At 38.1% G+C, this 15,392-nt stretch carries 13 protein-coding genes and 1 riboswitch; of the genes, 3 read left to right on the top strand and 10 right to left on the bottom strand.

The window, feature by feature from the left end:
• The 3 genes from ACHABW_RS23975 to ACHABW_RS23965 form a co-directional block, all read right to left on the bottom strand.
• Nucleotides 1-327: nitroreductase family protein (locus ACHABW_RS23975; protein WP_435759300.1), on the bottom strand; the 327-nt coding region annotated here is incomplete at its 3' end.
• 19 nt (nt 328-346) lie between these two features.
• The gene (locus tag ACHABW_RS23970; RefSeq protein ID WP_435759298.1) at nt 347-1,366 is read right to left on the bottom strand and encodes a FecCD family ABC transporter permease; all 1,020 of its coding nucleotides are present in this window, start codon (nt 1,364-1,366) and stop codon (nt 347-349) included.
• Nucleotides 1,366-2,349 (bottom strand): FecCD family ABC transporter permease, encoded by a 984-nt coding sequence (locus ACHABW_RS23965; RefSeq protein WP_435759302.1) that lies wholly within the window; start codon nt 2,347-2,349, stop codon nt 1,366-1,368. The genes ACHABW_RS23970 and ACHABW_RS23965 overlap by 1 nt, the downstream gene beginning before the upstream one ends.
• Nucleotides 2,350-2,700: 351 nt before the next feature.
• Between ACHABW_RS23965 and ACHABW_RS23960 the strand changes: the two genes are divergently transcribed.
• A complete protein-coding gene (locus ACHABW_RS23960; RefSeq protein ID WP_435759296.1) occupies nt 2,701-3,705 on the top strand; it encodes an ABC transporter substrate-binding protein in 1,005 nt (334 codons plus the stop codon).
• Between the two features lie 177 nt (nt 3,706-3,882).
• Here the strand turns inward: ACHABW_RS23960 and ACHABW_RS23955 are convergent, their stop codons facing one another.
• Together ACHABW_RS23955 and ACHABW_RS23950 are read right to left on the bottom strand one after the other, a co-directional pair.
• Nucleotides 3,883-6,147 (bottom strand): putative bifunctional diguanylate cyclase/phosphodiesterase, encoded by a 2,265-nt coding sequence (locus tag ACHABW_RS23955; RefSeq protein ID WP_435759294.1) that lies wholly within the window; start codon nt 6,145-6,147, stop codon nt 3,883-3,885.
• 96 nt (nt 6,148-6,243) lie between these two features.
• Nucleotides 6,244-6,326: riboswitch (cyclic di-GMP riboswitch) on the bottom strand.
• Between the two features lie 560 nt (nt 6,327-6,886).
• A complete protein-coding gene (locus ACHABW_RS23950) occupies nt 6,887-7,684 on the bottom strand; it encodes a ZinT/AdcA family metal-binding protein (protein WP_435759292.1) in 798 nt (265 codons plus the stop codon).
• Between the two features lie 354 nt (nt 7,685-8,038).
• Between ACHABW_RS23950 and ACHABW_RS23945 the strand changes: the two genes are divergently transcribed.
• The gene (locus ACHABW_RS23945) at nt 8,039-9,436 is read left to right on the top strand and encodes an MATE family efflux transporter (RefSeq protein WP_435759290.1); all 1,398 of its coding nucleotides are present in this window, start codon (nt 8,039-8,041) and stop codon (nt 9,434-9,436) included.
• 362 nt (nt 9,437-9,798) lie between these two features.
• Here ACHABW_RS23945 and ACHABW_RS23940 read toward each other — a convergent pair whose 3' ends face one another.
• The 4 genes from ACHABW_RS23940 to ACHABW_RS23925 form a co-directional block, all read right to left on the bottom strand.
• Nucleotides 9,799-10,416, bottom strand: coding sequence for an acetate uptake transporter (locus ACHABW_RS23940; protein ID WP_435759288.1), 618 nt, complete (start codon nt 10,414-10,416; stop codon nt 9,799-9,801).
• A gap of 322 nt (nt 10,417-10,738) precedes the next feature.
• Complete coding sequence (locus ACHABW_RS23935) at nt 10,739-11,707, bottom strand: sugar phosphate isomerase/epimerase family protein (RefSeq protein ID WP_435759286.1); 969 nt, start codon at nt 11,705-11,707, stop codon at nt 10,739-10,741.
• Between the two features lie 4 nt (nt 11,708-11,711).
• A complete protein-coding gene (locus ACHABW_RS23930; RefSeq protein ID WP_435759284.1) occupies nt 11,712-12,746 on the bottom strand; it encodes a Gfo/Idh/MocA family protein in 1,035 nt (344 codons plus the stop codon).
• A gap of 22 nt (nt 12,747-12,768) precedes the next feature.
• Entirely contained in the window at nt 12,769-13,539 is a 771-nt protein-coding gene (locus ACHABW_RS23925; protein ID WP_435759282.1) for a sugar phosphate isomerase/epimerase family protein, read from the bottom strand.
• Nucleotides 13,540-13,767: 228 nt separating this feature from the next.
• On the opposite strand from ACHABW_RS23925, the gene ACHABW_RS23920 reads away from it, so the two are divergent.
• Entirely contained in the window at nt 13,768-14,538 is a 771-nt protein-coding gene (locus ACHABW_RS23920; protein ID WP_435759280.1) for a helix-turn-helix domain-containing protein, read from the top strand.
• Nucleotides 14,539-14,595: 57 nt separating this feature from the next.
• Here the strand turns inward: ACHABW_RS23920 and ACHABW_RS23915 are convergent, their stop codons facing one another.
• The gene (locus ACHABW_RS23915; protein WP_435759278.1) at nt 14,596-15,150 is read right to left on the bottom strand and encodes a hypothetical protein; all 555 of its coding nucleotides are present in this window, start codon (nt 15,148-15,150) and stop codon (nt 14,596-14,598) included.
• Nucleotides 15,151-15,392: the final 242 nt, after the last annotated feature.

The raw sequence follows: 15,392 nt of genomic DNA, 5'->3' as shown, positions 1-15,392 counted from the left end.
TTCCCTGAGGTCTTCTTTCATAATAACAACCAAATGAATTGGTACATTTCGGAAATAGTCATCTTTCTTATTCCCATATTTTTCTCTGTCTTCACTGGATGTCGCATCTTTTCCTGCTTCGACAAACCTGTCCTTCCCTGTACCGTGAAATAAAAGAAATCTCCACGGTTCTCTCAAGCCGTGATTCGGTGCCCACACTGCATCATTTAGAATATCCACGATTAAATCAACAGATACTGGATCTGGTTTCAAGTCTCTTATTGTTCGGCGTTCCCTGATAATTTTAGCGATACCTTCTTTTTGATATGGTTTTGGCTTTTTTATCATTCCGTCAACTCCTTTATAATTAGTTAACCTTTATCAACAAGTAAATAAAGTACGGTGCACCTAGAGCTGAAACAACAAGTCCTACTGGTATTTCTGAAGGGGCTAGCAGGTTCCGACCAATCATATCAGCAACTAGCAACAACAATGCTCCTATTAATGCTGTTGCGGGCAGCAGCACTTGATGTTTAGATCCGACAAGCCTTCTCGCTAAATGAGGGGCAACCAATCCTAGAAATGAGATACCTCCTCCAACCGCTACACATGCTCCTGCTAAACCAACAGAAGTTAGTAATAAGATTCTTCTTTCTTTTTCTACAGCTACTCCCAATCCTGTTGCCATCTCATCACCCAGATTGAGGACATTTAAAGACGATGCCTTGTACATCGTAAAAGGGATGAGTATTAGAATCCATGGTAATACTGTTAAAACAAATTTCCAATTTGCTCCCCAAATACTTCCGGAAAGCCAGACTGTCGCTTGCATGAAATCATTTGGATTCATTTTCAACTGGAAGATGATCAATCCTGCACCGAATGCTGCATTTATTCCAATTCCTACTAAAATTAATCTAGTCGGGGTCACGCCACCCTTCCAAGCAAGAGTATAGATAAGAAAAGCGGCAAAAACTCCACCAACTAAAGCGAAAATTGGCATCATAAAGATGGACAGCGTTCCAAGGGATGTCATTGACCCTTGAAAAAAGAATATAAAGATGACAACAGCAAGTCCTGCCCCGGCATTAATTCCTAAAATTCCCGGATCTGCCAAACCATTTTGTGAAACACCTTGCAGAATTGCCCCGGAAATTCCTAATCCCGCTCCTATTAATAAGGCAATCACCATACGTGGTAAGCGAAAATCAAATAGTACAAGCTTATTTTCAGCTGTGCCACTACCAAACAAGGTCTGAATAACTTCTAATGGAGCAATTTTTATGTGTCCCAAATTTAAACTTAGAAAGAACGTGGTTAAAATAAAGATAAACAATATTGCCATCACTATAAGTGGTTTCCTGTATGTATTTTTTAGAATTTCCATTAAAAGCCCTTCCCTTCTCTTCTAGCAAGATAGAGGAAAAATGGAACCCCGATCATGGCTGTGATCGCACCCACTGGTGTTTCAAAAGGAGGATTGATCATTCTCGCTCCTAAATCAGCTAAGACTAGCAACAATGCTCCCAGAACAGCTGCACATGGAATAATCCACCGATAATCAACTCCAACCAGAAATCTAGTAATATGAGGAATCACAAGACCAATAAAACCAATCGTACCAGCTACAGCAACAGCTGCACCTGTTAAAAGTAAAACGACTATTGTGCCAACTATTTTTACGTGGGCCGTTCGTTGCCCTAATCCTTTTGCCATATCGTCACCTAAACTGAGAACAGTGATCGAAGGAGCAACTAGCAGTGCAAGAATCAAACCTATAATTGCAACTGGAATCAATATCTGAATCATGACCCATCGCGTTCCAGCTACACCGCCAGCGTACCAAAACATAATATCCTGAGCGACGTTAAAATGAATCGCAATTGCTGTTGAGATCGATTGAAGTAAAGCTGTAACCGCAACACCAGCTAGCGCTAACTTAACAGGTGTTAATCCTCCTTTGGAAAAGCTACCAATCGTAAAAACAAGTCCGACGCCTAATCCCGCTCCTACAAACGACCAAATCATTAACCCTATATATGAGGTCCCTGGAAAAAAAGCAAACGCAATAGCGATCATGAATGCCGATCCCGCTGTAACACCCATGATTGAAGGGGAAGCAAGTGGATTTCTAGTCATTCCTTGCATAATTGCTCCGGAAACTGCTAAAAAAGCTCCGACTAATGCAGCAGCAATCACTCGTGGCATTCGTAATTCCTGGATAATTTGATGGGAAGTTAAATTAGGGTCAAATTCAAAGACACCCGTCCATACTGTTTTTAGATTAATATCAGCGGCCCCAAATGAAATCGAAAGGGCTCCCGATAAAACAAGGACAATCAATCCAACAAATAAAATAATTGTTGCCATAATAGGACGTGATGTTAATTTTTCACTTGGAGACTCTTGCTCATTCAATACCATATTTTTCATTCCTTTACTTCAGCCAGAATTAAAAATGGCTATACATTCATTAAATACTGATCTTTATTTTCTCAAATTAGTCAGAAATGAAAGCGTCTCTCTCTTCTTGTGAGAATGATTATCATTATACACCAAAATACTCTCTACTACATGGATTATTGTGAGAATTTATTTTGATATTTGTCCTATTGAATTGTCATTATATCTACTTTTAAAAAAACTCTTGCTATCGATAATGATAATCGTTATCATTATCTGAGTAAAGTACTTATCTATCCATTAGGAGGAATACTATCAATGAATAAACGTATACTTGGTTTTAGTATATTAGCACTTTCTTTAACACTTGTCGGGTGTGGAGAAAATAATGAAACTAGTTCCAACAGTGAGGAAACTGCTGAAGAGACTGTTGATGAAACTACGGAAAATACAGAAGCAGCTGGAACTTCCGATACTAGCACAGAAACAACATTAACCGATTCACTTGGAAATGAAGTTGTCATTCCGGCAAATCCAGAGCGAATTATCGCATCTTATTTAGAAGATTATTTGGTAGCACTTGGAGTTTCTCCAGTAGCGCAATGGTCAATTTCAGATGGTGCAGGGATTCAAGACTATTTACAGGAAGATTTACAAGACATACCTACGATTCCGTTCGACCTTCCTTTTGAAGCCGTTACTAGTTTTTCTCCAGATTTACTATTAGTCGGCTCAGCTGAAACTGTTGGTGACGGAAAATACGGTCAATATTCAAAGATTGCGCCGACTTATGTTGTTGGTACAGAAGACAGTGAAAATTGGCGCGAAGACTTGGTAGAAATAGCAAAAGTTTTAAATCTTAACGATGAAGCAGATCAAATATTGGAAGATTATGATGCAAAAGCAGAAGAATCCCAGGATATAATCAAGGATTCTATTGGAGAAGATTCTGTAGCCGCGGTCTGGCTTACTGGTGGTCAGCTCTTTATAGTTAGCGAAACGGCATCCAGTGGCGCTGTTATGTATGGAGATTTAGGTCTCGCTTCACCAGACGTTGTTAAGGAAATTTCTGAATCTGCTACCAGTGACTGGTCACCTATCTCTTTAGAAGAAGTCGCTCAGTTGGATACAGAACATCTCTTTTTAATTAGCAGTGAATTAGATGATAGCATAGAACTACTAGAAGATCCTTTGTGGCAAAATATTCCTGCCGTAAAAAATGATCAAGTTTATGAATACGAGTCAACTACAAGCTGGTTATACAATGGACCTGTTGCAAATGATCAAATTATCGATGATGTACTTGAAAGCTTAGTAGAGTAACGTCAACCTATAAGCAAGTGTCCACCTGTTCTAAGTAGAACTTGGTGGACACTTCTTCTGATAAAGGGATATAGTTCGAACAAAAGACGGGATAATTATATAAATTTCTTCGTAAAAAAGAGGTATTCTGCGAAAGCAGAATACCTCTTTTTTGTGAATCACACAATACCCATTCAACTAATTCAAGCTAGTTTGAGCAGTATACGTTTCAAGATATTTCTCGAAACCAGCTCTATCTGTAGGCTTTAAAAACAAATAACCTTGTCCAAATCTACAGTTGTATTTTTCTAACATTTCAACCTGACATTCATGCTCTATCCCTTCAGCAATCACCTCAAGATTTAAATTCAATCCTATATCCATAATTGTTTTAATCATCGATTCACTTGCCGAGTCCAAAATACCATCAATAAATGACTTGTCGATTTTAATCGTATCAATGGGAAGCTCTCTAAGAATATTCAAGGAGGAGTATCCCGTTCCAAAATCATCAATCGATGTCTTCACGCCAATCTTCCGCAATCCTTTTAACAATTCAGTAGACTCGGCTTTATTTTGCATCACACTTTCTGTGATTTCTAATTCTAAAAACTGAGGTTCAAGACCTGTATTTTGTAAAACACCTTTTACGGTTTCAAGGAAAGCGTTTTGCTGGAATTGCCGGACAGACACATTTACCGACACGCATAAAAGTGGAAATCCTGCCTCTTGCCATCTTTTGTTTTGTTTACAAGCTGTTTCTAAAACCCATTCTCCAATGGCAACAATTTGTCCCGTTTCTTCTGCTATAGAGATAAACTCAACCGGTGATACTGATCCAAGTTCAGTACTATTCCACCGTAAGAGCGCTTCCATACCAATAATTTCTCTTGATTGTAGATTAATTTTAGGTTGATACACAAGATGGAATTCGTTATTTTCCATTGCTTTTCTTAATTCACTATCAATTTTCATCTTTCGTACCATTATCTCATTCAATTTCGAATTGTAAAAACGGAATTTATTCCTTCCATTTCCCTTTGCCAAGTACATGGCGGCATCTGCATTTTTAAGTAACGATTCCCGATCTTCCCCATGCTCCGGATATAAACTTATTCCAATACTTGCTGTAACTGTCATTTCATGACCAGCAACACTAAAAGATTTTGAAAACTCTTTTAATATTTTTCTAGCTACTTTAATACAATTTTCCTCTGTAGCATCTGATAGAATGATAACAAATTCATCTCCACCTATTCTGTAAATCTCTGCATCATTACCTGTTGAACATTGTAACCGTACCGAAGCTAATTTTAACAGTTGATCGCCTATTTGATGGCCAAGCGTGTCATTTACAAGTTTAAATTGATCTAAATCAATCAATAACAAAGCAACTGTGCTGTCAATTTGTTTTGCGTTTCCCATCTGAAGTCCTAAATCGTGATGAAAACTTGTCCGATTATTCAGACCGGTTAATGAATCATGAAACGCTAAATTTCTGTATTCACTCATCAGATTCTTATTTTTCTTAATAATCGAGAGGTGCCGAATAATAATCATAAAGAAAATTATACTTATACCAATACTTAAAGCATTAAGCTCCCATTGGTAGCTTTGGGCAACTAGTACAATGAGAATTACCGCACTTATATATGGAAAAATAGGCTCTTTCTCTTTTACATAACTTTTTGTTTGTATATTATTATACGCGTGTTCCTGCTCAAAAAAGCTGGCAAACCCCATCAACATGACAGCAAATACCCATAATGGTTCGATAAAACCTCCTATCTCATAAGTCCCATGAATGGATATAAATGTATAACCTGTGTCAGCAATAAGTCTCACGGAAAATGCAATAATTATAATTTGAATCAGCTTTTTTTCAATACTATGTCGAGCAAGGTAATAGAGATACATTACAACAAACGCAATACTTAAGTTAGATATTTGAAAACCAATATTAATGATTGTCATCAAAAAGGAATTACTTTGAATAACGATGAGTGGTTCAATGAAATAATGAATACTGATTACAGAAGCAATCAACATAAAAACAGTGATATTAAATAAATACGGGTTATTTGCACCAAAGCCATTAATTATCTTCGTTTTATAAATTAATGCTGCTAAATAGAATATATACGCTAAGAGCCAGAGTAACCATGAAATATCAGGATAAGTAGTGTCCCCTATGGTAATTATGCCTAAAGTCCAGATCAAATTTCCTGAAATGTTTAGAAAGACACCAAAAATTAACAACAGCCAGAAATATCTTTGCGTCGTTCTATTCTTACGATATGCCTGATAAAGCCAGATTAAACTCAAGGTTCCTCCAATAAATGGAATAGAACTCGCTCCAAGTGCACCCATCCATTCGTTTTCTTTAAATAGATAATTCCACACGTAAAATAATGTGATGATAATGGTAATAAGCAGAGCGCCTGACTGTTTTTTAGTCATCATAATAGTTCCTCACATTCTCTCAAATGTATTAGTTAGTATGTAAACATGTATACAAAAAAGCTACTCCCTTATGGAAATAACTTCGTTCGTTATTCCTTTGGGAACCCAGCAACCATAGTGATCTCCTTAGGCCTGTAGCTTTGCGTCCTCACTTTTCAATGAGTTTGCCGGTTCAAAGAAATATATTTAAATATACACAGTTATATTTTACCATACAAACTCTTAGTAGACTAGTTATATTTAACTATTCAAAGTTTCAAATTAAACATATATTATATATCTAAAGAATTACATACTCGGCTTACTATCCAGTATTTCCGTTAATCGCATGGAACCTCTCGATGAGGAAGATAAAGTAGTGACAGCATAAAAATATCAAATAATTAGTTTCATAGAAAAAACTGCCCCATAATTCTGGAGCAGTTTTTCTGTATTCTATAGCGATTTGTTGTTTTTAAAGGTCCGCTTAGAGCGGATTCAAGCCTCTCCGTTCAAAGTAAAACAACAATCTCTAAAAACCAATGATTTTATAATTCTTGTAAGAAAAACCCGTAGTGTCTTCTTTATAATAAATCGTTAGCTTTCACGGCGAAACTGATCAATGATTTCACGATGCTGCATCACTATAACTAGGATTGGTCCGTATCAATCCTTCCGAGCTGAATTACCTCTTAAGCACTTTCACTAAAGTTCTAGTAAGATCCTTCTATTATATAGCAATGACTAATAATGGAAAGATTTAATGAGCAATCATCTCGTGCGCAATCTCGTGGCCATCCATGTCTGATGGGTAATAAGTCGGCCAGTTGGTAACTTCTTCTAGCAGTTCTTCGCGGTTGTCTCCCCAATACAGGTGATAGTGGTCCGATTTTGTAGGGGAAATAATATGATCACTGAATTGAATATACTGCGGCATATACTCAGATTCGTCCATCCGTTCAAAGATGAACCTAACGCCTCTATTTCCTGCATCGTACGTAAGAATTTCATACCCATCATACGAATACTCACTGGAATATGCCTCTCCATCTTCATGAAAGGTAACCGTGTCATCCTCGAAAACAATCCGGTCGACATTTGTTTCATAACCGACCTCATAATATTCTTTATATTCCTCCTCAGTCATATCCTCATCTTGCTCGGCTTTATGCGAGAAAACGTCATTCAGTTCACCATCCAGTAAGTAGAGGTAGACAGATTGCCAATCCCCTTCCAAATCAGAGAGGGAGCGATCTTCCACCTGCTCATCTTCAAAATACCCGTTGTAAATTTGTTCCGTTTCCTCATCATGATCGTGATCGTGATTGTTCTCATGATTGTGGTTGTTATCATCGTCATGATCGTGATTATTTTCATGATTATGGCTGTTCGAATTTGTCTCTTCCTCCGTTTCGGTAGTTTCAACTGTCTCAGAGGAGGAGCCGTTATTTTTTTCTTCGTCGGCGGATGCTTCTTCCGCAGAATTGGAAGACCCGCATCCTGCTGCTAAAAAAGCGGTGATTGTGAAAATACTTAACATTTTGATAGATGAATTCATAATAAACACTCCTTCTTTTGATTTTAAATCGAAATCATTGCGCTTTACGATTATACATAGATTCCCAGTTAGCGTCAAGCAATTATAATGAACTGTTTCTGAATCTATGAATAACAAAGCACAAATAAAAAAACGTTTGTTAAGGTATCTCTAAAATAATGATACAATTGTTTTTCGGAAGGAAAGAAGAGACTATATTCAACCTTTCCATAGCCTTTATAACTGGAACCGACCGACTTAATCAGAAACAGAATTCGATTGAACTCCTGCGTAAAGTTGGATTAAAAAATCGTCATCTGTATTAAAAATCACTAATTCGTCCCTCCACAAAAAAAGAAAAAAAGGAGAACCAAAATGGGAACTTCCTCAAGCCTTCCTCCTGTACCTTTACAAACTGAGGTAACTAGTAATCAATATATGAAACTTGCCATTCCCTTAATGATTTCTACAATGACAACGCCTTTGTTAAGTTCTGTTGATACTGCTGTGGTTGGCCAATTGACTGATCCTTCCTACATCGGTGGTGTGGCAGTTGGAAGTATAGTCTTCAATACCTTATTCTGGGTATTGGGATTTCTAAGAGTAAGTACATCAGGTTTCACTGCACAAGCGCATGGTGCAAACAATGAAAAAGAACTTTATCAAGCATTTATTCGTCCTTTTATGATCGCTGTTTTTTTTGGTTTAGCCTTTATCATTTTCCAGGAACCTATCAGGTGGCTGTCACTAACTGTCATTCACCCTACCACGGAGGTCGCAGAACAAGCTGAGCTCTATTTTAATATTCGAATCTGGTCGTCCCCTTTTACACTCGTTAACTTTGTAATTCTTGGCTGGTTGATCGGAAAAAGCTATGTAAAGAGCGCCCTGTTCATTCAAATAGGCATGAATACGATTAATATTTTGTTAGATCTCTTATTTGTCCATGTCTTCAACTGGGGCGTACAAGGAGTAGCATTTGCTAGTTTACTCGCAGAATTAAGTGCTGTTTTGAGCGGAATCATTCTACTCCTCCTTCTCAACAAAACCCTTTTAAACTGGTCTTTATTCTCGTGGTCAGATATTTCAAACACAAGTTCCTTTAAAAAAATGCTAGAAGTGAATCGGGATTTATTTATTCGCTCTGTATGCTTGCTAACGGTTTATACGATGTTTACTTCCTTAGGAGCAAGAATGGATGACACAACTTTGGCAGCCAATGCCATTTTATTTCAAATTCATTTTTTGCTTGCCTATTGCTTCGGTGGCCTATCCAATGCAAGCAGTATATTAATCGGCAGATCCATAGGAATGAAACAGCCTAAGTTATTTCATAATATATTAAAGCTCTCCGCAAAGTGGGGCATTATATTTAGTGTTGCGCTAACTCTCTCGCTTGTAGCCGGGGCAGAAGTAATTATTTCGTTTTATACGTCCATTCCTCAAGTACAACGTCTTTCGGAGATCTATTTTTTCTGGTTGTTATTATTTCCGATTTTTACATTCTGGGGCATACAGCTAAACGGCGTTTTCTCAGGTGCAACCGAAGCCGCTCCAATCAGGAATTCCCTTATTGTCTCAATGCTCGTTTTCATCACAAGTGCAGCTATCCTTGTACCTATTTTTCAGAATCACGGTTTGTGGGCATCGTTCATTTTATTCTCATTAGCACGGTCTATTAGCCTTGGAATGTATGTACCAAAACTCTCTGCTCGAGTTTTTCCTGAAAAGACGATTGAGACTAAATATTTTAAGGATACAATGGATAGATAATATGACCTAATTTAATTCTGCTTTAGTGACACTCATCGTAATATCGCAGATGCGTGTTACTATAGTCTGGTTTAGCTACAGTCAGACGCACAACTCAGACGGATTGTCGCTAATGATGGCGTTTAGGAACAGTCCGCGCTTAGACAATATTTGAATGTCACCATTTACGGCTGATAGTTACATTCGGAGAGTGACCGTTACGTCGAATGTAACTAATCAATATTTTCTATCAAAATACATTTATCTGTGGCTCTTCACTTATCTATTTATGCAGTGGTCATTAAAAAGTAAGTTATTTCGCATAACAAAAAGCCTAGAAAGTTAATTCTAGACTCTGATTCTATCCGTATATCAAATTAAAACTACTTTTTAAAGATTCCAAAGGGTTGTCCTATTGGCAGGAAAACTTTTCCGAAGTGCTTGTTTAATAAGATGGCACCGGCACCGTAAAAAGACAGCAAGGCAATGATTAACTCCGCTATTGCTGCTAACATATGCGTGACTTCGTACATCACGTTAAAGGAGCTTAACGTTAAGCCAATGAATAAGAAATCAATAAAAACAAAGATGAAGAATAATACTTTGTTTGTCTCCATTGCTCCGATTGTCATAAAAAGAGTGAAAATTAAATAGCCAAGAAAGGCAATCCCAAGTTGTTTTGGATCTGCATTTGCTGCCAGTGTTTCACCGAAAACTCCTAATTGAATCAACCAGCTAGCTCCTACACCAAACCAAAAGAGTCCAAATGCTCCGAAAGCCGTTGTTCCAAACATGTTATTATGCTTGGAATCTAGTATCGCCGCTATTAACTGAGCCATTCCACCTAAGAAAAATGCCCATGGTAGAATTAAAGAAAGCCCTTCTGTTATTCCTAATTTTTGTGATGATGCGACCAATGTTACCATTGCTAAACCGAACAATCCTAGTGCTGATGGATCTGCTGTTGTAATTCTAACCTGTGTCTCATTCTGAGTATCCATTTTTTCCTCCTAAAAAGCTCATAGCTTTATTTACAAATACAGTACGAGCTCCCGCCAAATCCCCTCTATAAAATGCTGTACTGCTGCAGTTTTATTTTAATACGCGGGGTCTGAACTGCGGTCTACCATACTCCCTTAAAAAACATACTTAAACAATGTAACGAATTACACATGGCGTGTCAATAAATAAATTACATGAAACAGATGGTATCAACTGGGGAATTTCAAGTTGAAAATAATGCTTAATATTCTTATTTTTCACAAACAAAAAAGATGCTCCAAAAGGTTAACATACCTTTTGAAACATCCAACTTAACTTCTCTTAAGCCCACCACATATCTCCGGCAGATTCCCGGATTAAAACGGTATCCAAGTTTTTCACCGCACGCGCAAATCCTTCGTCAATGGACATGATCGGGTCTTCATGTTCAATGCTGACAACCGAGTCATAGTTATACATACGAAGAGCACTCATCATATCGGACCACTCTTGCAGGCTATGACCACAACCGACACTTCGGAATGTCCATGCACGCGTCTGTACCTTGCCGTACGGTTGCATATCAACTAACCCATACATATTCACATTATCTTGATCAATATACGTGTCTTTTGCATGGAAATTATGAATGGCACCAGCCTTACCAAGGATTTTTATTGCTGCTACCGGATCAATACCTTGCCACCACATGTGACTAGGATCTAAGTTTGCACCAATAGCATCGCACGTGGCCTCTCGCAATTTTAACATCGTGTAAGGGGTGTGAACTAGAAAACCTCCATGAAGCTCAAGGCCTATTTTCACATCATGTTCCTCCGCAACCTTACCAATTTCCTTCCAATACGGGATTAGTTTATTTTCCCATTGCCATTCCAGAATATCACCGTACTCGGCTGGCCAAGGAACGACCGGCCAGTTCGGCTGTTTTGCTTCCTCGCTATCACCGGCTGTCCCCGAAAAAGCATTAACTACTGGAACGCCTAAAAGAGAAGCTAGTTTGATTGTTTTGCGTAAAACAGTATCCGACTCCTCTGCAAATGCTCGATCCGGTGTAATCGGATTGCCATGGCAACTGAACGAACTAATTGTCAAACCGCGAGAAGTGACTGCATGTAAATAGTCTTGGCGTTTTTGCTCATCCTCTAAAAGGTCATCTAGCGGACAATGATCGTTACCGGGGTAACCTCCTGTACCAATTTCAACTGCATCAAGACCGGCAGCTTTGACATGATCAAGCATCTCTTCAAATGACTTATCACCAAATAATACCGTAAATACTCCTAATTTCATCTGACTACACTCCTTTATTTAAAGTAATAATTTGTTTCGTGTCTTGTGACTCTAATGCCCCTAAAATAACTTGCAGTGATTTCATGCCTTCTTCTCCACTAACAAGTGGCTCTTTATTATCCAGAATAGCTTCAACAAAATGATCAATGACGTGTGAGTTTGTTTGCCCAGCTTCATCATTCGATTGAATTTGATCCAACTCATGTTTGATGACATTTCCATTTTGATACTCTTCAATGAGAGAATACTTCGGATCTGCTTCTAAACGGAGAATCCCTTTTTCACCATAAATGATGGTTGAGTTATCACTATTAGGTGCATACGCCCAGCTTGCTGAGAGGGTACCGATGATACCGCTTTCCGTTCGTAAAATACAAACCGCATTATCGTCTACTTCCGTATTTTGTTTTGCATTCGTTTCAATAAATGATCCGACTTCTGAAAATTCACCTAGTAAATAGCGCATTAAATCGGCTTTATGTACACCTAAGTCGCCCATTGCACCGATAAACGCCTGATCTTTATTAAAGAACCAACTCTCCGCCCCATCAATACTCCATCCCTCTGGACCACCATGACCGAAAGTTGTTTTAAAACTGTAAATTCTCCCTAGCTTGCCGCTATCAATAATTTCCTTCGCAGTTTGGTGAGAGGAAACAAATCGTTGATTATGCGCAATCATTAGTTTTTTGCTGTTAGCTTTCGCAGCTGTGATCATTGCTTCGGCTTCTTCTGTCGAGGTAGCCATTGGCTTTTCACACAACACATGTTTACCGGATTTTAATGCATCAATAGAAACAGGAGCATGTAAATAGTTGGGCAAACAAACACTGATTGCATCAATATTAGCTAGTTTAATAACCTCTTTATAATCAGTATAAGCCTTTGCCCCATAAAATGCCGCCATTTTTTCCGCTCGTTCTTCAACAATATCGCACACAGCGTGAATTTCCACTTGCTCGTTTGCCTCGTATTCTATTAGATGACGTAATCTTGCAATACTTCCACAGCCAATTACTGCTACTCTTAACATTTTCATTCCTCCATTTTTATGTTCTATGTTATTTCTTTGATAAATACGGGAGTTTTGTTTTCAAGTAATTCATGCTGATTTCCAGACTTTCAAAAGGTGTTAATCGGCTGACATCCTGCTCAACCACCCACCACTGAACACCAGCTTCTTCGCCCAGCCTGAGTACTGACTCAATGTCGACACCGCCTGTTCCAAGCTCCGCAAAAAATTGTTCTTCGTCTGTAGTCATATCTTTAAGGTGGATGACCGGAGTTCTCTGCTGGTAGCGTTTCACCCACTCAACAGGGTCTTCTCCAGCTTTTTTCAGCCAGTAAATATCAAGCTCTGTTTGAACATATTCTGCATTTGTATCATCAAAAATAGCCTCTAATGCCATTCTTCCATCTTTAAGACGTTCCAGTTCAAACTCGTGATTATGGTAACAAAGAGTTAATCCCTCTCGTCGGCAAGCTGCTCCTGCTTTTTCTAATATCGGTAGGAGAGCTTGATAATCTTCGTCAGTTCGTTCATCTGGCATTAAAAATGGGCACACAACATACTTGCTTCCTAAGACTTTTTGATCTTCAATGACTTGTTTCAAGTTATTTTTTATTTGATCAAGTGGGATATGACTAGCTGCTGCGCGAAGGTCTAACTCATCTAATAATGCTCTTACTTCTACTGGAGAAAGTCCCCCATAACCAGCAAATTCCACACCATCAAAACCAAGGTCTGCAATTTTTCTTAACGTACCGGCAAAATCTCGCTCACTTTCTTCTCGTAAGGTAAACATCTGTACAGCTACAGGAATAGTTTTCATCTTTTGTACCTCCATGCTTATTGTGTTTTAGTTTGCTGCGAAACCGTTCTCATTTCAAAAACTATAAAACTCTGTGCAATAGAAGCGAGTACCATTCACCCCGTTCATCCTTGAAGCAGTATTCATCACTTATTTGATTTCATCATAACTGATTGATTCCTTTATTAAAATAAATGATATAATTAATACATATACTATCTTGCTATTTTTTACTAAAAGGAGTTTACAATGATACATCTTGGTCTATGTAGTTATTCCTATCACTCGAAGCAATTTCACACGATTCATAAAACTGGTTTTGAAAGCTATCTGTTTCGATTTCAAACAGAAGGCCAGTGTCAAATAGTCATTAAGGAAAGGACTTTCCATATTGAAAAAGGGGACCTCATGCTGCTCAAACCTGGAGAGCATTATGAGCTAAGAATTGAAGAAGGACAAAATAGTGGAGACTATCATTTATTTTGTCATGGGAGTTGGGTGGATGAGTGGTGGTCCCGTTCTGAAAAGGCTAGTATTTCCCGAACAGAATTAGACGAAAAAATGTTATCTTTATGGCGGCATATTATTATTGAGGAACGTCGTCCGTTGTCTGAATCAAATGAGGAATTAAAGAATTATTTACTGAAGGCACTTTGTTTATCGATCGAGCGTGCTGTAAATGAAACTGCTTCCTCCTTCAGTCGTCCATACGTTGTCACTCGTATGATGCGTTATATTGAGGAGCACGCACTGACTCCGTTTAAAATTGAAGACGCTGCTTCACACGTTGGGCTAAGTGTTTCACGGGCTGTCCATCTTTTTAAAGACAATGTTGGAAAAACGATGATTGAATACGCCCAGGACATTAGATTATCTTCTGCCATTGACCAGATGAAATATACCTTCATGACACTGGATCAAATTGCTGAAAACTGTGGTTTTGGCAGCTATCCATATTTTCATAAAGTGTTTAAAAAAAGACACGGCATTCCCCCCGGTTCATACAGGCGCCAAGGTTAGGGACGGTTCTCTGCTTCATTTCGTAGTGAAATGAAGCAGAGAACCGTCCCCCTGAACCTAGTTTTTTAGTTTAATTACAAGTTTTGTAAACCAATATGCAATAAATACGATGACAATATCTATGAAGAAAACATGGAGTTGATTTGTTCCTTTTCTAAATTCAACTAATCCCATCCACTCTTCAACCGTGGCAAACCCAAAAGCAAACACGACACTCAGTAAAGCGGCATACAAATAATAGTTTTTATTGTTATTTGTACAATATTGATATAAAAGCATGAAACCCACTGGAAGTGTGGAGGCAATGATATTTGATACGAATGGAAAGAATGGAGATAGAAAATATTTATGAACAAACAATCCGTGTCTTTCTAATGGAATACTAATATATGCCCATAGCATATGTACGGTGTACCCGTAAAATAAGATCTCAAATATTCGCTTCCTGTCAATTGTAAAGTAAAGCAATATTAACGGCGCCAGCAATAAGCTTAAAATTAGCCAAAACTGCCATGTTCCTAAGTGGGAGTATTCGTTCCAGTAAGGATAAATTAACGAATTAAACTCATCTGATTTTTCATAAATATCGTTCCAATACTCTTTAAAATTCATTCGCTTACCTCCTTTATCATCCTATATACTTTCCTTTTTTGGCTAAAATCATCCAATTTTTGAACTTTCCTTCCCGGACAATGTTTATTTGGTATTTGTAAAATAGAGAAAAACGCATAGTGTCTTTTACAGCGTTAGCTTTCGCCACCCCGAGTAGCACCTATGCATTGCGCGTAGGTGCTACTCGGGGTGGGTTTCCCTGGTTGATACGTATGTCATCTTATCTGTTAAAAGCTTTAAAT

This window comes from Salipaludibacillus sp. CF4.18 (genome assembly GCF_051262595.1).
GTDB classification, from domain to species: domain Bacteria; phylum Bacillota; class Bacilli; order Bacillales; family Salisediminibacteriaceae; genus Salipaludibacillus; species Salipaludibacillus neizhouensis.
Note: the sequence above shows the minus strand (reverse complement) of the source record. Positions and strands in the feature narration are given on the sequence as shown.

Excerpts from the sequence above, each read along its gene's own strand:
- ACHABW_RS23970 (WP_435759298.1), bottom strand. The coding sequence starts at position 1,366 with ATGGAAATTCTAAAAAATACATACAGGAAACCACTTATAGTGATGGCA.
- ACHABW_RS23965 (WP_435759302.1), bottom strand. The coding sequence starts at position 2,349 with ATGGCAACAATTATTTTATTTGTTGGATTGATTGTCCTTGTTTTATCG.
- ACHABW_RS23960 (WP_435759296.1), top strand. The coding sequence starts at position 2,701 with ATGAATAAACGTATACTTGGTTTTAGTATATTAGCACTTTCTTTAACA.
- ACHABW_RS23955 (WP_435759294.1), bottom strand. The coding sequence starts at position 6,147 with ATGATGACTAAAAAACAGTCAGGCGCTCTGCTTATTACCATTATCATC.
- ACHABW_RS23950 (WP_435759292.1), bottom strand. The coding sequence starts at position 7,684 with ATGAATTCATCTATCAAAATGTTAAGTATTTTCACAATCACCGCTTTT.
- ACHABW_RS23945 (WP_435759290.1), top strand. The coding sequence starts at position 8,039 with ATGGGAACTTCCTCAAGCCTTCCTCCTGTACCTTTACAAACTGAGGTA.
- ACHABW_RS23940 (WP_435759288.1), bottom strand. The coding sequence starts at position 10,416 with ATGGATACTCAGAATGAGACACAGGTTAGAATTACAACAGCAGATCCA.
- ACHABW_RS23935 (WP_435759286.1), bottom strand. The coding sequence starts at position 11,707 with ATGAAATTAGGAGTATTTACGGTATTATTTGGTGATAAGTCATTTGAA.
- ACHABW_RS23930 (WP_435759284.1), bottom strand. The coding sequence starts at position 12,746 with ATGAAAATGTTAAGAGTAGCAGTAATTGGCTGTGGAAGTATTGCAAGA.
- ACHABW_RS23925 (WP_435759282.1), bottom strand. The coding sequence starts at position 13,539 with ATGAAAACTATTCCTGTAGCTGTACAGATGTTTACCTTACGAGAAGAA.
- ACHABW_RS23920 (WP_435759280.1), top strand. The coding sequence starts at position 13,768 with ATGATACATCTTGGTCTATGTAGTTATTCCTATCACTCGAAGCAATTT.
- ACHABW_RS23915 (WP_435759278.1), bottom strand. The coding sequence starts at position 15,150 with ATGAATTTTAAAGAGTATTGGAACGATATTTATGAAAAATCAGATGAG.